Source organism: Herbaspirillum sp. BH-1, from assembly GCF_002870055.1.
GTDB classification, from domain to species: Bacteria; Pseudomonadota; Gammaproteobacteria; order Burkholderiales; family Burkholderiaceae_D; genus Herbaspirillum; species Herbaspirillum frisingense.
On sequence record NZ_PKOI01000008.1, the window covers coordinates 148,793 to 170,301 of the forward strand.

Below are 21,509 nucleotides of genomic sequence, written 5' to 3' on the forward strand. Positions count from 1 at the left end.
GCCCGTCCCGCCTGACAAGCACGGCAAACCTCTGGGGGGAGGACATGATGGCCAGACCTTATGCGCTGACGGTGGGACAGCGCCTGTTTCTGTTGATCGTGCTGGCCATGCTGGGCCTGGCTGCCACCGCCGCCGTCAGCCTGCGCCAGATCGAGAACGTCTACCACGCTGCCAACTACGCACAGGTCAACACCGTCCCCAGCGTCACAGCGCTGGATGATGCGCAAAGCGCCTTCAATGCCATCCAGGGCCGGGTCTATCACTACCAGGCCAACCAGGACCCCAGCGACCGGCGCCGCCTCCTGCAGGAAATCGAGATCTACCGCCAGCGCCTGGACAAGCAGATGAAAATCTACCGCGCGGCCTATGTCACCGATGAAACGGACCAGGCCATGCTGGAAGACGACCTCCAGCGCCTGACCGCTTTCGAGGGCGTGGCGCAGCGCCTGCAGGCATTGGCCGATCAGGGGCTGGACGAGCAGGGCAAGATCGTGGTGGGGCTGGAGTTTCGCGGGGCTATCGAAGCCGTGCAGGCCGCCTTTGCCCGCCATCGTTCCTACAACATCGCCCTGGGCGAAGCCAGCGCGCTGTCGGCACGCGAGATCATCGAACATGCGCTGCGGACCGTGCTCCTGATGGCTGGAGGAGTCCTGCTGATCATGCTGGGCGCCGGCTGGGGCATCACCCATACCCTCACACGCCAGTTGGGCGGTGAGCCGGGCGACGTGGTCACGGTCATGCAACGCCTGTCCGATGGCGACCTGGTGCAGCAGATCGCTCTGAAGCCGCGCCATGGCCAGAGCATGATGAATTCCATCAAGACCATGATCGAACGCCTGTGCCAGGTGGTGGCCGAAGTCACCGCCAGTGCCGAAGCCATGGTCAGCACCGCCGAGGAGGTCAGCGCCACGGCGCAGTCGCTCTCCCGTGCCTCGACCGAGCAGGCCACTGGTGTGGAGCAGACCAGCATGGCACTGGAGCAGATCCACGGGTCCATCCTCAGTACCTCCGAGAATGCGCGCCAGACCGAGCAGATCGCCGCTGGTGCTGCCAGCCAGGCAGGGCAGTGCGCGCAGACTCTCAGGCAGATGGTGGAGGCGATCCAGCAGATCGCCGGCAAGATCGCGGTCATCGACGACATCGCCTACCAGACCAACCTGCTGGCGCTCAATGCCACCATCGAGGCGGCCCATGCAGGTGAGCACGGCACCGGCTTCGCCGTGGTGGCGGCCGAGGTCCGGCGGCTGGCCGAACGCAGCCAGGCGGCCGCGCAGGAAATCGATGAAGTCGCCCGCGCCAACGTGATCCTGGCGGGCGCCGCTGAAGAGCAGCTGCAGCACATGCTGCCGGCGATTGGACGTACCTCGGAACTGGTACAGGAAATCGTCCAGGCCTCCGAAAAACAATCTGCCGCAGTCAGCCAGATCAGTGTCGCCGCCAGCCAGCTGGCCCAGGTGATCCAGCAGAACTCGCTAAGCTCCGAAGAGCTTGCCGTGACCTCGGAGGAACTGAACCGACGCGCCATGGTGCTGCAGACCATCATGAGCTTTTTCCAGTGCCGGATGGGTGGGGCGCGCGCATTGCCCTAGGCGCGATCCACCATGAACGACAAAGGCCGCATCGTCTGCACGATGCGGCCTTTGTACTTGTCGATCTGGACGCGGGATCTAGCGCAAGGCGTCCACGATCTGCTCCAGCTTGACCGCGTCGGCGGCGAACTGACGGATGCCTTCGGCCAGCTTCTCGGTGGCCATGGCGTCGGCGTTGAGGGCCAGGCGGAAGGCCTTTTCATCCAGGGAGACACGCTCGATGTCGGCCGCATCGGCGGCTTCCTTGCTCAGCTTGCGTTCCACCGGAGCATCGCTGTCGGCCAGCTTCTGCAGCAGGTCGGGGCTGATGGTGAGCAGGTCGCAGCCGGCCAGTTCGACGATCTGCGACGTGTTGCGGAAGCTCGCGCCCATCACTTCGGTGGCGTAGCCGAACTTGCGGTAGTAGTTGTAGACCGCCTTGACCGATTGCACGCCGGGATCGTCGCTGCCGGTATATTCCTGGCCGGTGGATTTCTTGTACCAGTCGTAGATGCGGCCGACGAAGGGGGAGATCAGCTGCACGCGGGCTTCCGCGCAGGCGATGGCCTGGGGCAGCGAGAACAGCAGGGTCAGGTTGCAGCGGATGCCGTCCTTTTCCAGGATCTCGGCGGCACGGATGCCTTCCCAGGTGGAGGCGATCTTGATGAGCACGCGCTCGCGGGCGATGCCGGCTTCTTCGTACAGGCGGATCAGCTCGCGGCCCTTGGCAACGGTGCCTTCGGTATCGAAGGACAGGCGGGCATCGGTCTCGGTGGAGACGCGGCCCGGGATCAGCTTCAGGATCTCCAGACCGAAGGCGATCAGCAGGCGGTCGATGATGGCATCGGTGCTCTTGCCGGCATGGGCCTTGACCACCGATTCCAGCAGCGGCTTGTACTCGGACTTCTGCACTGCCTTGAGGATCAGCGAGGGGTTGGTGGTGGCATCCTGGGGCGCAAAGGCCTTCATGGCCTGGAAGTCGCCGGTATCGGCCACGATGGTGGTGTACTGCTTCAACTGTTCAAGCTGGCTCATGGAAAGTCCTGTTGCTAAGGTGAAGAATAAGGATAGGCATTGTACGCAATGGCCGTTTCCTGTCTGTCGGTGAATGTCGCTAAATCACTGATCCTTGATCTGCCGCTGCACCTGGCGCGCTCAGCACGCTGAGCATGTTCGGCGCACTCAGCGGAAGAAGGAGTCGAATTGCATGTCGAATTTCTGCAGCGACTTCTGCGCGTTCTGCATCTTCTTGCGGAATTCCGGGCCGCGTCGCAGCGCCAGTCCCACCGCTAGGATGTCGATCACCACCAGGTGCGCCAGGCGCGCCGAGATGGGGGTATAGGGGTCGATGTTGAAGGACAGGTCGATCGGCACCAGCACCGTGGCCAGTTCGGCCAGCGGGGTGCCGGAAGGGCCGAGCACGATGATGTCGGCGCCGCCCTTGCGCGCCAGCTGGATCGAGCGCAGCAGGGCCGCATTGCCGCCACGCTGCGAGATCGCCACCACGCAGTCGCCGGCCTTGAGCAGCGAGGCCGCGATGCTATGGATGTGCGGGTCGGAATAGGCCACCGTGGGCACGCCCGAGCGGAAGAACTTGTGCTGCGCGTCGTTGGCCACAATGCCGGAGGTACCCTGGCCGTAGAACTCGATCTTGTTGGCGCGCGCCAGCACGTCCAGCGCCAGCTGGATGGCATCCGGGTTGAGGTGGTTGCGCAGGTCCAGCAGGGTATTGATGGAGCGGCTGCAGATCTTGTTGACCAGATCGGCGGCCAGGTCGTCCTGGGCCAGCGTTTCATCCGCGCCCGGCAGGGCCAGCGCCAGGCTCTGGGCCAGCTTGAGCTTGAAGTCATGCCAGCCTTCGTAACCGATGGCGCGGCAGAAACGGATCACGGTCGGTTCCGACACTTCCGCATTCTTGGCCAGCGCCGTCAGGTTCTCGGCCAGGGCCAGTTGCGGGTTGGCCAGGATGGTCGCAGCCACCTTCTTCTCCGACTTGGAGAGGGAGTTGATGTGGGTGCGGATGGAGTCGAGCAGCATGGACATGACGGTGACCTGGTGACGCTAGCGGGCGTTGCTCAGACCTCGGGCAGGGCTTCTTCGCGCCACTGCAGTCCGTCGCGACCGATCAGGGCGCTCGCCGCAGCAGGCCCCCAGGTACCGGCGTTGTAGGGGACCGGGTCGGCCTCCTGCTGGTCCCAGTAATCGATGATGGGCTCCACCCATTCCCAGGCGGCCTCCAGTTCGTCGCTGCGCATGAAGAGCGTGAGATGACCGCGCAACACGTCCAGCAGCAGGCGTTCGTAGGCGTCCATGCGCGGGGTCTTGAACTTCTCGCGGAAGTCCAGCTCCAGCTCCACCGGACGCAGGCGCATGCCGTCGCCAGGCTGCTTGGCCATCAGGTTCATGTGCAGGCCTTCGTCAGGCTGCAAGCGGATCACCAGGCAGTTCGGGGTGTCGTTCTGGTGCGCGAAGATGGAATGCGGCACGCTCTTGAAGCGCACCACGATCTCGGCCAGGGAGTCGGCCATACGCTTGCCGGTACGCAGGTAGAACGGCACGCCGGCCCAGCGCCAGGTGTCGATCTCGGCCTTGACCGCGACATAGGTCTCGGTGCGCGAGTCGGGGTTGGCATCGGCTTCCTTGCGGTAGCCCGGCACGGCCACGCCATCGACATGGCCGGCGCGGTACTGGCCGCGCACCACGTTCATGGCCAGCGTGGTGGGGGTAAAGCGCTTGAGCGAGCGCAGCACCTTGAGCTTTTCGTCGCGCACGGCGTCGGCCGAGTTCGATACCGGCGGTTCCATGGCGACGATACAGAGCAGTTGCAGCAGGTGGTTCTGCAGCATGTCGCGCAGGGCGCCGGAGGTGTCGTAGTAGTCGAAGCGGCCGCCCACGCCGAGTTCTTCGGCGATGGTGATCTGCACGTCGGAAATCCATTCGCGCCGCCACAGGGGTTCGAACAGCACGTTGCCGAAGCGCAGCGCCAGCAGGTTCTGCACCGCTTCCTTGCCGAGGTAGTGGTCGATACGGAAGATCTGCGATTCCTGGAAGAAGCGGCCGACCTGGGCGTTGATGTCGCGGGCGCTCTTGAGGTCGCGGCCCAGCGGCTTTTCCAGCACCACGCGGGAGGTCGGCGTGACCAGTCCGGCCTTGGACAGATTTTCGCAGATGGAGGCGAACAGGCTGGGTGGGGTGGCCAGGTAGAATACCCGCGCCAGGCCGGCGATGTCGCGCAGGGCATCCTTCAGGTGGCTGAAGCTGTCGGCTTCCTTGGCGTTGACCGAGGCGTATTGGAGGCGGCCGGTGAAGCGTTCCCAGACGCTGGCATCCAGGTTGGCGGCCGGCACGTGGGGTTTGGAATCCTTCTCCACCAGCTTGAGGAAATCTTCACGCGATTTCTCGTCGCGGCCCAGGCAGATGATGCGTGCATCGGGCGGCAGGTCGCGGGCGCGGTCCCGGGCATACAGCGCGGGCAGCAGCTTGCGCATCGAGAGGTCGCCGGTGCCGCCGAATAAAACCAGATCGAAATCAGAAGTAGCCATGGTGTGTGTCGTCTCTTTGTACGTGAAGTAGCGGATGGAGCGCTACGTGTTTAGTTGCCCTGCCGGCTGGCCTGGGCGGCCTGGCGGGCCAGGGCGATCAGGGCGCTGGTGGAGGCGTCGTGGCGTGAGGCCTGCACAGCATCCTCGGCCTGCAGTTCGCCCAGGATGGTCTTGGCCAGCACCTTGCCCAGTTCCACGCCCCACTGGTCGAAGCTGTTGATGCCCCAGATCGCGCCCTGCACGAAGGTCTTGTGCTCGTACAGCGCAATCATCGCGCCCAGGGCATGCGGGCTCAGTTCCGGCAGCAGCAGGGTATTGCTGGGGCGGTTGCCCTCGAAGGTTTTGTGCGGGATCAGGGCCGCGAGTTCCGCTTCGGGCAGACCTTGTGCCTGCAGATCGGCGCGCACCTCGTCGGCGTCCTTGCCGCGCATGAAGGCTTCGGACTGCGCGAAGCAGTTGGCCAGCAGTGCTTCCTGGTGCCCGGCAATGCCGTGCGAGGGTTTGAGGACGGCGATGAAATCGATGGGCGTGATGTCGGTACCCTGGTGCAGCAGCTGGAAATAGGCGTGCTGGCCGTTGGTACCAACGTCGCCCCAGATGGCCGGACAGGTCAGGGTCGTGACCGGCGTGCCGTCACGGGTGATGCGCTTGCCGTTGCTCTCCATGTCCAGTTGCTGCAGGTAGGACGGGAAGAAGCGCAACCATTGGTGATAGGGAGCGATGCTCAGCGAGGCGCTGCCGAGGAAATTGCGGTTCCAGATACCCACCAGCGCCTGGATCACCGGCATGTTCGATTCCAGCGGGGCTTCACGGAAATGGCGGTCCATGTCGTGCGCGCCCGCCAGGAAGGCAGCGAAATTGTCGTAGCCGACCAGCAGCGCCACCGGCAGGCCGATGGCCGACCAGACCGAATAGCGGCCGCCTACCCAGTCCCAGAAGGGAAACATGTTCTCGGTATCGATGCCGAAGGCGGCCACCTCGGCCGCATTGGTGGAGACGGCCACGAAGTGCCGGGCCAGGTCGTCGGACTTGCCGTGCTGCAAGAACCAGGCGCGCGCCGAACGGGCGTTGAGCATGGTTTCCTGGGTGGTGAAGGTCTTGGAGGCGACGATGAAGAGCGTGGTCTCGGGATCGACGCGGGAGAGCACCTCTTCCAGGTCGTGGCCATCGACATTGGAAACGAAGTGGGTGCGCAGGCGCGGGTGCGCGTAGGCGCGCAGGGCAGTGCACACCATCTGCGGGCCCAGGAAGGAGCCGCCGATGCCGATATTGACGATGTCGGTGATCTCGCGTCCGCTGTAGCCGCGCCAGGTGCCGCTGCGCACGCGCTCGCTGAATGCACGGATGTGCTTGAGCACCGCATGAACCTCTGACGCAACGGGTTGTCCGTCCACTACGGCCCCGGCCACATTCTCGGGTGCGCGCAGCGCGGTGTGCAGGACGGCGCGATGTTCGGTAAAGTTGATCTTCTCGCCATTGAACATGGCATCGCGCAGGGCTTCCACGCCGCGCTCGCGGGCCAGGCTCATCAGCAGAGAGACGGTATCGGTGTCGATGCGGTTCTTGGAGTAGTCCAGCAGGAGTCCGGCGGCGCGCACATGCATGCGCTCGAAACGGTCGGGCTGCCGGGCGAACAGATCGCGCATGTGCCACTGGACAGCCGTGGCGTGGTGTTCTTGCAATGCCTTGAAGGCGGCCGTGTCGGTCAGGGCGGGTGTATGCATGAGTCGGAGATGGGTTGGCTGTCGTGGCCTGTCATGTCTGGCGGCGGCATCCATCCCTGCGATCCATGCGCCATGTCGTCGTGCGCATTGCAGGAAAAGAGCCGGGCAGGCCGTGTTCATGTTCTTGGGACAATGCGGGTGACTATACATCAAATGCCGCCGAAGTGGTAGTTTCACTACAGTTTATGACGGCCCTGTTACATTGCCTGCCGGCATCCATGCCTTTAGCCGAGAAGCGCAGACTGATAAGGCTTTTGAAGCGGATTGATGTTCACCAATGAAAAGATGCGCGGTTTGGTCATGCTGCAGTGCTCTAAGTGTATGATTTCATTCGCGCAAATTTATGTAGTAAAATTACAGTGTTAACGCTAACAGGAAACCGACAATGCCTCTCAACGCTACCTTAGCCAGCGTCACCCAACGCATCGCCGAACGTAGCCGTCCTTACCGGACCGCTTATCTCGAACGCCTGGAAGCGGCCCGCCGCAAGGGCGCGCAGCGCGGCGCACTGGCCTGCACCAACCTGGCCCACGGCTTCGCCGCCTTCCCCGCCAATGACAAGCTGAAGCTGAAGGAAGACAAGGCGCCCTCGCTGGCGATCGTCTCGGCCTACAACGACATGCTCTCGGCGCACCAGCCCTTCGAGCGTTTCCCCCAGATCATCAAGGACGCAGCCCGTGAAGCCGGCGCCGTGGCGCAGTTCGCCGGCGGCACCCCCGCCATGTGCGACGGCGTCACGCAAGGACAGACCGGCATGGAGATGTCGCTGTTCTCGCGCGACGCCATCGCCATGGCCACCGCCATCGCGCTGTCCCACAACATGTTCGACGCCGCGCTGTATCTGGGCGTGTGCGACAAGATCGTGCCGGGCCTGCTGATCGGTGCGCTGCACTTCGGCCACCTGCCGGCCGTGTTCGTGCCGGCCGGTCCCATGACCAGCGGCATGAGCAACAGCGACAAGGTCAAGATCCGCCAGCTCTACACGGCCGGCAAGATCGGTCGCGCCGAACTGCTGGAAGCGGAGTCCAAGTCCTACCACGGCGCCGGTACCTGCACCTTCTACGGCACCGCCAACAGCAACCAGATGCTGATGGAAGCCATGGGCCTGCACCTGCCGGGCGCGGCCTTCATCACCCCCAACACCCCGCTGCGCGACGCGCTGACTGCGGCCGCCGCCAGGCAGGCCGCCAGGATCACCGACCTCGGCACCCAATACACCCCGGTGGGCCGCATGATCGACGAGAAGGCCATCGTCAACGCCATCGTCGCACTGCACGCCACCGGCGGCTCCACCAATCACACGCTGCACCTGGTGGCCATCGCCAAGGCGGCCGGCATCGTGATCGATTGGGACGACTTCGACAAGCTCTCCGCCGTGGTTCCGCTGATCACCAAGATCTACCCCAACGGCACCGCCGACGTGAACCATTTCCATGCCGCTGGCGGCACCGGCTTCGTGCTGCGCGAGCTGATCGATGCCGGCCTGATGCACGACGACGTCACCACCATCCTCGGCCAGGGACTGCGCCAGCACTGCAAGGAGCCGATGCTGGCTACCGAAGGCGAGAATGGTCGTCCCGGCACCGTGACCTGGCAGGATGCACCGGCCCAGAGCGCCGACGCCGGTGTGCTGGGCACCGTAGCCCAGCCGTTTGCGGCCGATGGCGGCCTCAAGCTGCTGCAAGGCAACCTGGGTCGTGCCGTCATCAAGATTTCGGCGGTCAAGCCCGAACACCGCGTGGTGGAGGCGCCGGCAGTGGTGTTCCATTCGCAGGAAGCCTTCATGGCCGCCTTCAAGGCTGGCCAGCTGGATCGCGACTTCGTGGCCGTGATCACCTTCCAGGGACCGCGCGCCAACGGCATGCCCGAACTGCACGCGCTGACCCCGGCGCTGGGCATCCTGCAGGACAAGGGCCGCCACGTCGCCCTGGTCACCGATGGCCGCATGTCCGGCGCATCGGGTAAAGTACCGGCCGCGATCCATGTCACGCCCGAAGTGCTGGGCGGTGGTCCGCTGGGCCGCGTGCGCGACGGCGACATCATCCGCCTGGATGCCGAGACCGGCACCCTGGAAGCCAAGGTCGATGCCGCCGAGTGGGAAGCACGCAGCCTCGACACCAGCGACCTCTCCGGCAACCAGCATGGCATGGGCCGCGAATTGTTCAGCCTGTTCCGCAACGCGGTGGGAACCGCAGAAGAGGGCGGCGCCACCTTCGGCCTGCCGCCGATTTTTGAGAAAGAGAAAGCCACGGTATGAAGACCACACTGGAAATCATGCGCGCCTCGCCGGTCATCCCGGTGATCGCCATCGACAAGTTCGAACACGCCGTGCCGCTGGCACGCGCTTTGGTGGCAGGCGGCATCCGCGTGCTGGAAATCACGCTGCGCACCGAACACGGCCTGCCGGCCATCCGTGCCATCGCCGAGTCGGTGCCGGACGCCATCGTCGGCGTCGGCACCTTGACTGCGCCGGAAGAATTCGCCGCCTCGCGTGATGCAGGCGCCGTCTTCGGCGTCTCGCCCGGCCTGACCCCGGCGCTGATCGAAGCCGCCAAGCGCAGTGGCCTGCCGCTGCTGCCGGGCGTGATGACCCCGTCCGAAGTGATGGCGGCGCGTGAGGCGGGCTTCCGCCAGCTGAAGCTGTTCCCGGCCGTGCCGGCAGGCGGCATCGGCATGCTCAACGGCATCGCCGGCCCCTTGTCGGACGTGTCCTTCTGCCCCACCGGTGGCATCACGCAAGAGACTGCACCGCAGTTCCTGGCCTGCAAGAACGTGGTCTGCGTGGGCGGCTCCTGGCTGACCCCCAAGGCCGCCATCGAGGCGGGTGACTGGGACAAGATCACCGAGATCGCCAAGGCGGCCAGCGCATTGAAGAAGGCCTGAGTTTTCCGCAGACTGAAAAAAAGAAGACGGCGGCGATAGCCATGGCACCGCCCTCTGATTCCAGAAAGCCTCGGTAAGTAGCCGAGGCTTTTTTGGGTTCATTTCATGGCTAGCCAGTAGGCCGGTAGAGCGATCATCTCGCGCACCAGTGAATAGAGGTCGCGAGGCTCAAAGTAGGTGGCGTGCGCCGAATAAACAGCATCGATGCCGGCGCGATGCAGCGCATAACGGCTGCGTGGGATGTGGAAGAACTGCGTGACGACCAAGGCGCTCCTGAAGCCATGGGCCTGCATGATGGCAGCGCTATTGGTTGCTGTTGCCTTGGTGGTGTTGCCGTGCTCATCAAGGAGAATGGCCGAGTGTGCTACGGACTGCGTGTCGCTCAGGTAGGCTGCCATCACCAGCGCTTCATTGAATCCTTCCTTGCCAGTGCCTCCGCTGACGATAATGTGAGTGAACACGCCTTGTCGATAAAGCTCCGCCGCCTTGTCCAGCCTTGCGCGCAGGCGTTCGGAGGGAGTGCCGTCGGGCATGATCTTAGAGCCCAGGACTATCCCCACATCGCTCACCTGGATTTCATCGTGCAGGCCGCTCAGTAAGATAGCGAGCAGGCTTGCCAAACCGAATAGCAGGCAGCCTGTCGCGATGATGATGAGTCGTTTCATTTATAAGTCGGATCGTGTTTGTAAGGGGTTGAGCCGAGGCAGCGAATGGCTGCGGGTGTTGATGCGCATGGAGAAGCCTTCAGCATCTGTCTGAACGCCATCGATACAAGCATCAAACTCAGTGGGAGACCCTAGACACGTCGATCCGTAAGCCGTGCATAGCATTTGGCTGGCTCAGATTCACCAAAGCGCAATTCACAATAGTGTTTAAAAGCTACCTGCTCAGATGCCGAGAGCTCTTCAATCGGAATAATATCGAGCCCTATTTCGGCCGGGTTTGAGAAGTGGAATTGCAGGGAAGGTTGATGCTTGATGAATAGTCTCGAAGAGACACCAATCTCATGATCCCCGGCGATTCTTTCGATACCAATAAAAAGCCACAACACAACAACAGCGGCAACAGCGAGCATCATCTTGAATGGAAGACTTCTCATGGCGGAGTCAACTTGAAATCTCGGCGCATCATTTCGACGATGATCATGCCGTAGGCACCTGGGCATGGCCGGTTGGTGCCGTGGGCTTTCGCAAACTCTCGATGGCCGCCGAGTGTCCCGATCGCAAAAAACCGAATTAGCGTTTCGATCAATGCGACCGCAGCTTCAAGCTGATTTTCAGTTGGTTCGTCATGTGTGACGTCCACTTTATCTTTTTGTTCGCCTATCCATTCTTTGATACCAGCGCCGATGCCACGCTTCTTCGTGACGTTCCATATGCCCGGTCCGTGCTTTTCGGCTTCTCCACGGACACTCAGATCACTCAAGAAAACGATGCCAATGACTCCAGTATTGCCGTCTTCGATATGGGCACCGCGAAACCGTATATCAAGCGCCTCGTAAATCACACCCTGGCAGTCGATTGCATAGTGGTAACTGAGGTTTCCGAACGATTTGATATCTGTCGCCTCCGCCTTTCGTAATTCTGCCGCCCCATCGGCCGCACAACTATAGCTGTTTCCAGCGTGATGTATTGCAATCGCCTTGTAGTCCCAGTCTGCCTTGGGATTTATCGCTGGTTCCTTTGCTTTCCAGTCGGAGCGCGTTTCGATTTTGATTTTCTTGCGCCGAATTTCAGCAATGATGGCCTGTCTGGTTGCGGCTTTGGAATCGACTTCGACTTGTACGGTTTTGGTCGTCGCTCCTCGCTTGGCTTCCATCATTGCCCACGTGTCGAAAGTGCCTGCCTTGAGATCATCGCGAGAACTATTACTCATATGGCCAAGTCCTTCCGATCAATATTGTCTCCTGTAGGCGACTTGAACATGAAGTGGACTCCGATCTGCTCCGGCCGTGAAGTTTCGATGATCTCGGTGTAACCCTCACTGTCGGTCATGCCGCCATGCTGTGCGCCATTTTCACGCGTCAGAATGTAGATACATTCTGGTATGGGCTTTCCAGTTTCGGGAGCAAGTGCCTGAAACCTGATGGTATAGGATTGATCCTCGTCAGGAGATGATGCCTCAGGTTGGCAGATAGGTGCGGGAGCCGCGGCGACCGACTCGGAGGCTTCTGAATCGTCGTCGATGGTAGTGGTACTCTGGCTGGCAATCAGTTTTGCACCGCACGAGGTGATGTCATCTTGTCTGGCGATATTCTGGCTGCTCCACATATACGGGGCCCCTGTGACGATGGGAAATATTCCTTTGCAGCGAGGGCAGGAAACCAGGTCGCCAACGCGCGCTACGGACTTGCCATAAATTGCGAATGTGTGGTCGGCACTGATGACTGTTCCGCCATGCATAGTTAGGTCACCGTGGCGAATGATGGGACGCTTAGCCAATTTGCATACCTCCCGCGAATGCCTTGTACTTCACATGTTGCTCCTTATGGTCATCTACGAGTGCCACTCGCACGAACATCTAGGGGCAGCATGTGATGTGAGCAAGCGAATAGAGGCAGGAGTGTAAGGTTCGCCAACCAGAACAGACTCTCAACTCCAGAATAAAGGGGCCATTCTCGAAAATATCGGATTGGGTGCGCTCCAATGAGAAGGGTAGGTCAGGCGATCAGCCCCTGCGTCATCGCTGTGCCCAGCATGCCGGCCAGTAGGGCCGGTGCGGAGCGCGTCAGAGCCACCGCGGCCAGCGCAGCCGTCAGCGCCAGCAGTTGTACCGCCATCAGGCGGCGGCGTTCCACCCGGTCACCTAACGACACCAACAGCAGCAGGGCCAACGCGCACCCGATCTGCGTGGCGGTGATGCCGCCGCCGACCGCTGCAGGACGGATGTGGAAGTCGCGTCCCAGTGCGTCGAACAAGGGTTGAGCGTAGTAGACGTTGGCGACGCTCAGGCCGCTGGCGATGGCAAATAGCGCTACCAGGCTTCTGGGCAGGCCTGCTGGTTGTTCCCGTAGATGCTCATTCTCCGGAGACGCGGAGGGCGTGAAAGACGACTTCATGATTTCAATATCATCCAATCTGGTTTCAAAATAAAACTTATTGAATGCTGGGCTGCATGGTTTTAAAATGCAACCAGTTTAGCTGCCTTGATCCGCTCCTCTGGAAACATCATGCCATTCCGCAAATCCTTGAAAAACGAAGCCTGTCCCGTTGCACGATCCGTTGATCTGATCGGAGATCGCTGGTCGCTTTTGATCGTGCGCGATGCGTTCGATGGCATGCGCCGATTCGGTGATTTTCAGCGCAACCTGGGCGTGGCCCGCAATATCCTGGCCGATCGGCTGCGCAAGCTGGTCGATGCGGGCATCCTGGGAACCCAGGATGCGTCGGATGGCACGGCCTATCAGGAATATGTGTTGACGCTGGAGGGGGAAAGCCTGTTTCCGGTCGTGGTGGCGCTACGTCAGTGGGGAGAACGGCACCTTTTCGAACGCGGCGAGCGCCACTCGGTGCTGGTGGAAAAGGGCACAGGCAAGGCCATCGCATTCATGGCACCTGCCGCCCGGGATGGTTCTACGCTGCTGCCTGGCGCCACTGAGGTGCGCAAGGTGGTCTGAGGGAAAATCCGGCCGGCACGACCGGCCGTGATCTGGTCCGCCTCATCGAGGCCGGCAGTGCGGGCTCGCAGACTTTTCGGCGGACCGTCCTTATGACGGAGACCGGCTTACTTCTTGCCGGCCAAAACAGCTTCAGAAGGCGCCTGTGCCTGCTGCTTCAGCCTGTAGGCCAGCACCAGCAGGATGATGCCCAGCACGATCATCGGCACCGACAGCATCTGCCCGGCCGAGATGGTGATGCCGCCGAAGTGGACTTCGTAATCCGGCACGCGGAAATATTCCGTGAAGAAGCGCGCGCAACCGTACAGCAGCGAGAACATGCCGGCCACCGCCATGCGCGGGCGGGAGTGGCGCGCAAAGATCCAGAGGATGATGAACAGCAGGATGCCATCGACCAGCATCTGGTAGATCGGCGAGGGATGGCGCGGGATGTTGTCCACATTGGGCCAGATCATGGCCCAGGGCAGCGAGGGGTCGGCCGGGCGGCCCGGCAGTTCGGCGTTGATGAAATTGCCCAGGCGGCCGGCGGCATAGCCCAGCGGGACCATGGGCGCGATGAAGTCCATGATGTCCATCAGGTTGCGACCACGCTTGCGGCCCCACAGGTACATGGCCAGCATCACCCCCAGGAAGCCACCGTGGAAGGACATGCCGCCCTTCCAGACCGCGATCATGTCGGCCGGATTCGCAAAATAGTAGGCAGGGTTGTAGAACAGGATCTCACCCAGTCGCCCGCCGAGTACCACCCCGAGCACGCCGTAGAAGAGCATGTCGTCCAGGTCTTCCTTTTTCCAGCCGACGGCGGCGATGTGCGGCTGTTTGATGCGCAGGCGTCCCAGCGCGATGAATTGGGCGAAGGCCAGCAGGTACATCAGGCCATACCAGTGGACGGCCAGCGGCCCGATGTGGATGGCAATCGGGTCGGGCATGGGGTGGACGAGCATGAGTTTGATCTTTCTGTTGTTGGGCGGAACCGCAATTGGAGCGCGACGGACGATGCAAGTTCGCCGGTGCTGTTCCCATCAGGCAGGAAATGGCGTGGTCCAATGCGATCAGGTCGGCGCGTCCAGCAATTCCAGCAGGGCCCGCAGGACGCTGGATGGATTGTCGCGGCGCCAGGCCAGGCCGGTCTGGATCTCCGGGGCCGGGTCGGAGAGCCGGCGGTAGTCGACACCCGGGCGTTTCAGGTTCGACACGGATTGTGGCACAAGCGCCATTCCCATGCCAGCCGAGACCAGGCCGACGATGGTCTGCATCTGGATGGCTTCCTGGCCGATGTGCGGGGTCACCCCGGCATCGCGAAAGCACGACAGGATGGTGTCATGGAAAGCCGGAGAGATGCGGCGCGGAAAGATGATCAGCGGCAGCTCGCGCAAGCTCTTGAGGGACACCGGGCCGTGCTTCCTGACGGCACCTTCGGGGATCGCCGCGATCAGCGGTTCGGACAACACCGGCCGCACCTCCAAAAGCGCCGCGGCTTTCTCGGTCAGCGGCGGTAGCAGCAGGCCGGCGTCGATCTTGCCCTGCATGAGGTCTTCCAGCTGGATGTCGGTGGTGGCTTCGCGCAATTCGATCTGCACCTGCGGATAGCGGGCGCGAAAACGCTGCAGCAGCGGTGGCAGGATGCTGTAGTCGGCGCTGGAAATGAAGGACAGCGACAGCAGCCCGGAGGCCCCGCTGGCGGCGCGTCGCGCCAGGTCCGGCAGGGCGGCCGCCTGCTGCAGGATGCGCTGGACTTCCGGCAGCAGGGCTTCCCCGGCCGGGGTCAGCGCCACGCTGCGCTTGGTGCGCTGGAACAGCGGCGTACCAAGTTGCTCTTCCAGCGCTGCGATGGTTTGCGACAAGGGCGGCTGGGTCATGTGCAGGCGGGCGGCGGCGCGGCCGAAGTGCTTTTCCTCGGCCACGGCAGCGAAGTAGCGCAGCTGGCGCAGTTCCAGGCGGGGATGGTCGGACATGGACTGATATCGGTTCCGAATGAGTCGGGCGTCCATGATATCCCTGGCCATGGGGAGCGGCAAGCCAGCGATACAGGCCGATATTTCCGTCATGGAATTTGATCTATGACAGATATACGCCAGGGCAGATAGAGGCGGCGTGCCGAAGCCGGTTAGAATAGCCCCGCCTGCGAAGCGCCTGGAGAGTGCCGCAGCAGGCGTCATCGTCGTTCACCGCTTGCTGAGGAGCTCCCATGAAATACCTGTTGTTGATTGCCACCCTGGTGGCCGGATCGGCCATTTCGGCCGAAGCGCTGGCCAATGCGCAACTGGCCAAGTCCAAGAATTGCATGGCCTGCCACTCGGTGGATGCCAAGATCGTCGGTCCCGCCTTCAAGGAAGTAGCCAAGAAATACGCCGGCGAGAAGGACGCCGAAGCCAAGCTGACCCAGAAGGTCCTCAACGGTGGTAGCGGTGCCTGGGGCGCGGTGGCCATGCCGGCCAACAAGGGCCAGGTGAGCGAAGCCGAGGCGCGTGAGCTGGTGAAGTGGGTGTTGAGCCTGAAGTAATCTGCTTACATGCAATGAAAAAAGGAGACTGCGGTCTCCTTTTTTTATTTCCGGCGCTGACGGACCTTATCTTCAAATATCTCAAGCCACTGCAGACCGCATCATTGATCGTTGAATGATTGTAATCGTTCGATTACAATCTGGGCATGCTCCTCGTTCGCCCACTCCCGCAATTTACAACTTGGCTACAGGGAATCAAGGACGTCAAAGCGCGAGCAGTCATCGCTGCCCGGATAAGAAGACTGGAGCGCGGCCTGATAGGCGACACAGAACCCGTGGGGGACGGGTATCGGAGTTGCGCATTCATCTGGGGGCCGGATGGCGGGTGTATTACACCCAGCGTGGAAGCCAGATCATTGTCTTGCTTGCAGGTGGTTCCAAGCGGACGCAGGCCAGCGACATAAAGCGCGCCAAGCAACTGGCAGCACTGCTGGAATGAAAGAGGGAAGAAAAATGACCAAACGTATCAAGATCAGCGACCTCCCGGCATTCGATGCCGCTGCGTACCTCGACAGCGAGGAAGCCATCGCGGCTTATCTCACCGATATTCTTGCAGCCAATGACGGCGGCTTGCTCGCCGCGGCATTGGGTGATATCGCCAGAGCCAGAGGCATGAGTGATATTGCCGAGGCAGCCGGTATTACGCGTGAGGCACTCTACAAGGCCTTGCGCCCTGGCAGCACGCCGCGCTTCGATACGGTCAATCGGGTTTGCGCAGCACTCGGCGTACGGCTGGTGGCGCAGCCCATCAGCTGTGTCGACTGACTGCATGGCGAGCGCAAAAGTATGGCGTGAGGCAAGAGCCTTGGTCATGACCGGCCCGAGGATATCGGGCCGGTTAGGCATCTCGGGGGTTACTTCAACCACCCCTTGATGCGTTCGCTCAACACCTCGCAGCTGATCCCGTAACGATCATGCAAGGTCGGCAGCGCACCTGCATCGAGGAAGGCATCCGGCAGGCCCGCCATCTGGAATCCGGCTGGCTGCACGCCATTGCGCATCAGCGTGCTGGCGACGATCTCGCCCAGGCCGCCGATGACCGAATGGTTTTCGGCGACCACCACCAGGCGGTGCTTCTTCTTGACCTGGGCCAGTACGGTGGCCTCGTCGAAGGGTTTGATGGTCGGGCAGTGCAGCACGGCTACGCTGACCTTGTCCGCCTCCAGCGCCTTGGCTACTTCCAGTGCGCGCATGGTCATGAAACCGCTGGAGATGATCAGCACATCGTTGCCGTCGCGGATTTCCTTGGCACGGCCCAGTTCGAAGCGGTAGTCATATTCATCCAGCACCAGCGGCACGTTGCCGCGCGCCAGGCGCATGTAGACCGGCCCCTGGTGGGCGGCGATCTGCGGCACGGCCTGTTCCAGGTCCAGGGCGTCGCAGGGATCGACGATGGTCAGGCCGGGAATGGCACGCATCATCGCCAGGTCTTCGGTGGCCTGGTGGCTGGGGCCGTAGCCGGTGGTCAGGCCGGGCAGGGCACAACAGATCTTCACATTCAGGTTTTCTTCAGCGATCACCTGATGGATGAAGTCGTAGGCGCGACGTGTGGCAAAGACTGCATAGGTGGTGGCGAACGGCACCAGGCCTTCCTTGGCCATGCCACCGGCGGCGGCCATCAGCAACTGCTCGGCCATGCCCATCTGGAAGAAACGCTCCGGATAGGCTTTCTGGAACAGATGCAGGTCGGTGTACTTGGCCAGGTCGGCGGTCAGGCCCACGATCTCCGGGCGGTCGGCGGCGTAGTTCACCAGCGCCTTGCCGAACGGGGCCGCCTGTACCCGCTGACCTTCGGCAGCGATGGAGGCGATCATGGCCGAGGTGGTCAGGCGCGGCTTCTTTTCTGCGGCGGTGTTCATGCTGGGCTTCCTTGTTGATAGGACTGGTCGAGGATGGACAGCGCCTGCTGCCATTCGGGCGGATCGACACGGATGAAGTGGTTCTTCTCGCGTTGCTCCAGGAAGGGCACGCCACGGCCCATCAGGGTGTCGAACAGGATCACGCGTGGCTTGGCGTCTTTCAGATTGCGAGCAGTGTCGAAGGCCTGTACCACGGCGGCCAGGTCATTGCCGTCCACCCGTTGCACATGCCAGCCGAAGGAGACCCATTTGTCGGCCAGCGGCTCGAAGCCCATGATCTTGCTGGAGGGGCCATCGGCCTGCTGGTTGTTGATGTCGACCAGGCAGATGAGATTGCCCAGCTGGTGGTGAGCTGCGCCCATGGCGGCTTCCCAGGTCGCGCCTTCATCCAGTTCACCATCCGACATGGAGTTGTAGATGAACGCCGGGTTGCCGTTGTAGCGCAGGCCCAGCGCCATGCCCACGGCGATGGCCAGGCCCTGGCCCAGCGAACCACCGGAGATTTCCATGCCCGGCGTATAGGTCGCCATGCCGGACATGGGCAGGCGGCTGTCGTCGCTGCCGTAGCTCTCCAGTTCCTCGTCGGGGACGATGCCGGCCTCGATCAGCGCGGCGTAAAGCGCGATGGCGTAGTGGCCGTGCGAGAGCAGGAAGCGGTCGCGGCCGCTCCATTCGGGGTCGTCCGGGCGCAGGTTCATGGCGTGCTTGTAGGCCACTGCCAGTACGTCGGCCCAGCCCAGCGCCTGGCCGATATAGCCCTGGCCCTGGACTTCGCCCATGCGCACGGCATTGCGGCGGATGCGGTATGCGCTGGCGCGCAGCTCGGTCAAATTGTCAGACATTGCAAGTCCTTGCTTGATGGATGAATGCGTAAAAATCACAGGAAGCCGATGGAGAACCACGGTACGAAGGCCACGATCAGCAGGCCCACCACCAGCGCCCCCAGGTAGGGCCAGATGCGCTTGACCGCCACGTCCGGATGCACGCGGCCGATGGTGCAGGCGGCGTAGTAACCCAGACCGAAGGGAGGAGCGAACAGGCCCACGCCCATGGACAGGATGATCACCATGGCATAGTGCACCTCGTGCACGCCGATGGCCTTGGCCACCGGGAACAGCAGCGGCGCGAACAACACCATCGCCGGGATACCCTCCAGCACGCTGCCCAGCACGATGAAGGCGGCGATCGACACCAGCAGGAAGCCGTACTTGCCACCCGGCACGCTGGTCATGGCCTCGGCCAGTGCATGCGAGAAGCCCGATTGCGTCAGTGCCCACGACATGCCGGTGGCCGTGCCGATGATGAACAGGATGGCCCCCGACAGGGCGGCCGTATCCACCAGCATGGGATAGAGGCGCTTCCAGTCGAACTTGCGATACACCAGCAGGCCCGCCACCACCGAATAGGCGATGCCGATGGTAGAGACTTCGGTGGCCGTGGCCACCCCTTCGACCACGGCTGTGCGGATCAGGATCGGCAGCAACAGCGCGGGCAGGGCGATGATCAGCGTACGCAGCACCACCTTGCCGGGCGCGCGCTGGATGCCTTCCATGATCTCGGCACTGCGCCAGCGCGCCAGTATCGCCAGCAACACTGCCAGCACGATGCCCGGCATGATGCCGCCGGTGAACAGCGCCGCAATCGAGACGCCGGCCACCGAGCCGATGGTGATCAGCACCAGCGAGGGCGGAATGGTCTCGGCCATGGCGCCGGAGGCCGCCAGCAGCGAGATGAGCTCGCCCTCATGATTGCCGCGCCGCTTCATCTCCGGCAGCAGCACCGGTGCGACGGCCGCCATGTCGGCGGTCTTGGCACCGGAAATGCCCGACACCAGCAGCATCGCGCCCAGCAACACGTAGTTCAGTCCGCCGCGCACATGCCCCAGCAGCGAAGCCAGGAAGTCCACCATGGCCTTGGCCATGCCGGTCATCTCCACCAGGTGGCCGAGCAGGATGAACAGCGGCACCGCCAGCAGGATCAGCGAGGACATGCCTTCGTCGAAGCGTCCCGCCACCACCGCCAGCGGGCTGGTGGTCACGGTCAGCATGAAAGCCACCGTCGCCAGACCGAAGCAGAAGGCGATGGGAATACCCAGCAGCACCGACACCCCCAGCACCAGACCGAAGAACACCACCAGGTTCCAGTTGCCGATGGCCTGCAGCCAGCCCGCGCCCAGGTACATGGCACCGGCCACCACCGCCAGCACGACCAGCACGCCGGCCAGGTCTGCCAGTTTCTGGCGCGAGATGCGCAACAGGCAGATGGCGATCATCAGCGCCGCGCCCACCGCCACGGCGGCTGCGCGCACCGTGTTGGGCCAACCCAGGGCTGGGGTCTGCACGAACATTTCATCCTCTGCGTATTCCCACATCGGGTGCATGAGCAGGAGCAGCATCACGCAGGGCGCGATGATGGCCAAGGCCTCGGCCCAGGCCTTGCCGCGTTCGCTCAGGTAGCCCACCAGCACCGTAGTACGCATGTGGGTACCGCGCCGCAGGGCGACCACGGCCCCCAGATTGGCCAGCCACAGGAAGAGGATGGACGCCAGTTCATCGGCCCAGGGGATGGGGCTGTTGAAGATGAAGCGCATCACCACGCCGGCCAGCAACACCGCGACTTCGCCGACGACCAGGGCGGCCGCCGGGATTTCGATGGCCACGCCCAGCCAGTTCTCCAGCCGTGCGGCCAGCGAGCGCTCGTCGGTCACCGGCTGCTGCAGCGAGAGGGCGCTCATCCCAGGCCCCCGACGCTGTTTTGCAGCAGCTTCCAGGCCTCATCGCCGAACTTGGCGCGCATGTCCTTGTAGAAGTTGGCCTGGGCCAGTGCCTGCTTGAAGGACTCCTTGTCGGCCTCGATGATCTGCACCCCCTTGCCCTGCAGGTCGTTGCGGGCGAAGCCGGCCAGCGAGGCAATGTCGGCACGTTCGTCGGTGGCGGCCTTGTCCAGTTCGCGGCGCACGATTTCCTGGATGTCCTTGGGCAGCTTTTCGAAGGCACGACGGTTGCCCAGGATCCAGTAGGCATCCCAGACATGGTTGGAGATGGTGCAGAACTTCTGCACTTCGTAGAGGCGGGCGGTGCTGATGATGGCCAGCGGGTTTTCCTGACCCTCGACCAGTCGGGTCTGCAGCGACGAATAGACTTCATTGAAGTTGATCGGCGTCGGGCTGGCGCCCAGTGCGGTAAACAGCGAGGTCAGCATGGGTGCGGCCGGCACCCGCAGCTTCAGGCCCTTGAGATCGCCGGCCGTCTTGATCGGCTTGGTGGACGTGGTGATCTGGCGGAAGCCGTTGTCCCAGGGCTTGGACATGGTCAGCAGGCCGACCTTCTCGATCTGCGCCCGCACATAGGCGCCCAGCGGACCGTCCATGGCCTGCCAGACTTCCTTGTAGTCGTGGAAGGCGAAGCCGGTGTTGACGATGCCGGCTGCCGGCACCAGCGTGGACAGCACCACGCTGGCCTGGTTGAAGAATTCCACGCCGCCATTGCGGATCTGCGACATCAGGTCGGTGTCCGAGCCCAGCTGGTTGGCCGGGAACAACTTGATCTCCAGGCGTCCATTGGAGGCCTCGCGGATGCGGTCGATGGCTTGCTGCGCACGCTTGTTGACCGGGTGCGACGGGTCCTGGCCGGTGGCGAACTTGTAGTTGAACTCGGCCGCGTTGGCCGGGCGGCTCATGATGGAAAACAGCGGCAATGCCGCGCCGACAGCGCCGGCCTTGAGCAGCTGGCGGCGGCTCAGGGTGGTCTTGCCGCTGTTGTTGTCGTTGTCATGGGTCATGTCAGGTCTCCTGTTGTGTTCTGGTGGTCGGAAA

Annotated in this window: 21 protein-coding genes and 1 pseudogene; 7 read left to right on the plus strand and 15 right to left on the minus strand. The window is 62.7% G+C overall.

All coding sequences use genetic code 11. The features are described 5' to 3' along the window. The first annotated feature begins 44 nt into the window (after positions 1-44). Entirely contained in the window at positions 45-1,589 is a 1,545-nt protein-coding gene (locus HBH1_RS13120) for a methyl-accepting chemotaxis protein (protein WP_233207603.1), read from the plus strand. A gap of 78 nt (positions 1,590-1,667) precedes the next feature. Here the strand turns inward: HBH1_RS13120 and tal are convergent, their stop codons facing one another. From tal to pgi, 4 genes are all read right to left on the minus strand, one after another. Further along, on the minus strand, positions 1,668-2,603 hold the full coding sequence (gene tal / locus HBH1_RS13125; protein WP_102663109.1) for a transaldolase: 936 nt from the start codon (positions 2,601-2,603) through the stop codon (positions 1,668-1,670). A gap of 147 nt (positions 2,604-2,750) precedes the next feature. Then, positions 2,751-3,605, minus strand: coding sequence for an SIS domain-containing protein (locus HBH1_RS13130; protein WP_034310514.1), 855 nt, complete (start codon positions 3,603-3,605; stop codon positions 2,751-2,753). A gap of 38 nt (positions 3,606-3,643) precedes the next feature. Further along, positions 3,644-5,110 carry a glucose-6-phosphate dehydrogenase gene (gene zwf / locus HBH1_RS13135; RefSeq protein ID WP_006463827.1) on the minus strand — a complete coding sequence of 489 codons (1,467 nt, stop codon included), beginning with the start codon at positions 5,108-5,110 and terminating at the stop codon, positions 3,644-3,646. Positions 5,111-5,160: 50 nt separating this feature from the next. Next, positions 5,161-6,834 carry a glucose-6-phosphate isomerase gene (gene pgi, locus HBH1_RS13140; protein ID WP_102663110.1) on the minus strand — a complete coding sequence of 558 codons (1,674 nt, stop codon included), beginning with the start codon at positions 6,832-6,834 and terminating at the stop codon, positions 5,161-5,163. A 385-nt stretch (positions 6,835-7,219) separates the two neighbouring features. On the opposite strand from pgi, the gene edd reads away from it, so the two are divergent. Together edd and HBH1_RS13150 are read left to right on the plus strand one after the other, a co-directional pair. Further along, positions 7,220-9,091, plus strand: a complete 1,872-nt coding sequence (edd, locus tag HBH1_RS13145) for a phosphogluconate dehydratase (RefSeq protein ID WP_102663111.1) — start codon at positions 7,220-7,222, stop codon at positions 9,089-9,091. Further along, positions 9,088-9,717: a bifunctional 4-hydroxy-2-oxoglutarate aldolase/2-dehydro-3-deoxy-phosphogluconate aldolase gene (locus HBH1_RS13150; RefSeq protein WP_077236595.1), complete on the plus strand. Its 630-nt coding sequence runs from the start codon at positions 9,088-9,090 to the stop codon at positions 9,715-9,717. Before edd ends, HBH1_RS13150 begins: the two co-directional genes overlap by 4 nt. Positions 9,718-9,815: 98 nt before the next feature. Here HBH1_RS13150 and HBH1_RS13155 read toward each other — a convergent pair whose 3' ends face one another. From HBH1_RS13155 to HBH1_RS13170, 5 genes and pseudogenes are all read right to left on the minus strand, one after another. Beyond that, positions 9,816-10,382, minus strand: a complete 567-nt coding sequence (locus HBH1_RS13155; RefSeq protein WP_102663112.1) for a YdcF family protein — start codon at positions 10,380-10,382, stop codon at positions 9,816-9,818. A gap of 131 nt (positions 10,383-10,513) precedes the next feature. Beyond that, positions 10,514-10,816, minus strand: a complete 303-nt coding sequence (locus HBH1_RS24915) for a hypothetical protein (RefSeq protein WP_146012854.1) — start codon at positions 10,814-10,816, stop codon at positions 10,514-10,516. Beyond that, positions 10,813-11,592: a peptidoglycan recognition protein family protein gene (locus HBH1_RS13160; RefSeq protein WP_102663113.1), complete on the minus strand. Its 780-nt coding sequence runs from the start codon at positions 11,590-11,592 to the stop codon at positions 10,813-10,815. The genes HBH1_RS24915 and HBH1_RS13160 overlap by 4 nt, the downstream gene beginning before the upstream one ends. Beyond that, entirely contained in the window at positions 11,589-12,158 is a 570-nt protein-coding gene (locus tag HBH1_RS13165) for a PAAR domain-containing protein (RefSeq protein WP_102663114.1), read from the minus strand. The genes HBH1_RS13160 and HBH1_RS13165 overlap by 4 nt, the downstream gene beginning before the upstream one ends. 221 nt (positions 12,159-12,379) lie before the next feature. After that, positions 12,380-12,775, minus strand: a pseudogene (locus tag HBH1_RS13170) (MFS transporter); the annotation flags it as partial. Positions 12,776-12,886: 111 nt separating this feature from the next. On the opposite strand from HBH1_RS13170, the gene HBH1_RS13175 reads away from it, so the two are divergent. Further along, the gene (locus HBH1_RS13175) at positions 12,887-13,333 is read left to right on the plus strand and encodes a winged helix-turn-helix transcriptional regulator (protein WP_102663115.1); all 447 of its coding nucleotides are present in this window, start codon (positions 12,887-12,889) and stop codon (positions 13,331-13,333) included. A gap of 107 nt (positions 13,334-13,440) precedes the next feature. On the opposite strand, the gene lgt is transcribed toward HBH1_RS13175, so the two are convergent. Continuing rightward, the gene (lgt, locus tag HBH1_RS13180; protein ID WP_102663116.1) at positions 13,441-14,277 is read right to left on the minus strand and encodes a prolipoprotein diacylglyceryl transferase; all 837 of its coding nucleotides are present in this window, start codon (positions 14,275-14,277) and stop codon (positions 13,441-13,443) included. A gap of 108 nt (positions 14,278-14,385) precedes the next feature. Beyond that, positions 14,386-15,288 carry a LysR family transcriptional regulator gene (locus tag HBH1_RS13185; RefSeq protein ID WP_199181583.1) on the minus strand — a complete coding sequence of 301 codons (903 nt, stop codon included), beginning with the start codon at positions 15,286-15,288 and terminating at the stop codon, positions 14,386-14,388. 233 nt (positions 15,289-15,521) lie between these two features. Between HBH1_RS13185 and HBH1_RS13190 the strand changes: the two genes are divergently transcribed. From HBH1_RS13190 to HBH1_RS13200, 3 genes are all read left to right on the plus strand, one after another. After that, the gene (locus tag HBH1_RS13190) at positions 15,522-15,836 is read left to right on the plus strand and encodes a c-type cytochrome (RefSeq protein ID WP_102663117.1); all 315 of its coding nucleotides are present in this window, start codon (positions 15,522-15,524) and stop codon (positions 15,834-15,836) included. A gap of 115 nt (positions 15,837-15,951) precedes the next feature. Next, positions 15,952-16,275: a type II toxin-antitoxin system RelE/ParE family toxin gene (locus HBH1_RS13195; protein ID WP_310011187.1), complete on the plus strand. Its 324-nt coding sequence runs from the start codon at positions 15,952-15,954 to the stop codon at positions 16,273-16,275. Positions 16,276-16,289: 14 nt separating this feature from the next. After that, positions 16,290-16,601, plus strand: coding sequence for an addiction module antidote protein (locus tag HBH1_RS13200; protein WP_102663118.1), 312 nt, complete (start codon positions 16,290-16,292; stop codon positions 16,599-16,601). 89 nt (positions 16,602-16,690) lie between these two features. On the opposite strand, the gene HBH1_RS13205 is transcribed toward HBH1_RS13200, so the two are convergent. From HBH1_RS13205 to HBH1_RS13220, 4 genes are read right to left on the minus strand one after another with little or no spacing between them, the layout of a single operon-like run. Further along, positions 16,691-17,695, minus strand: coding sequence for a transketolase family protein (locus HBH1_RS13205; protein WP_102663119.1), 1,005 nt, complete (start codon positions 17,693-17,695; stop codon positions 16,691-16,693). Beyond that, positions 17,692-18,537 (minus strand): transketolase, encoded by an 846-nt coding sequence (locus HBH1_RS13210; protein ID WP_102663120.1) that lies wholly within the window; start codon positions 18,535-18,537, stop codon positions 17,692-17,694. Before HBH1_RS13210 ends, HBH1_RS13205 begins: the two co-directional genes overlap by 4 nt. A 35-nt stretch (positions 18,538-18,572) precedes the next feature. Next, positions 18,573-20,429, minus strand: a complete 1,857-nt coding sequence (locus tag HBH1_RS13215) for a TRAP transporter large permease (protein WP_102663121.1) — start codon at positions 20,427-20,429, stop codon at positions 18,573-18,575. Further along, positions 20,426-21,475, minus strand: coding sequence for a TRAP transporter substrate-binding protein (locus HBH1_RS13220; RefSeq protein WP_102663122.1), 1,050 nt, complete (start codon positions 21,473-21,475; stop codon positions 20,426-20,428). Before HBH1_RS13220 ends, HBH1_RS13215 begins: the two co-directional genes overlap by 4 nt. Positions 21,476-21,509: the final 34 nt, after the last annotated feature.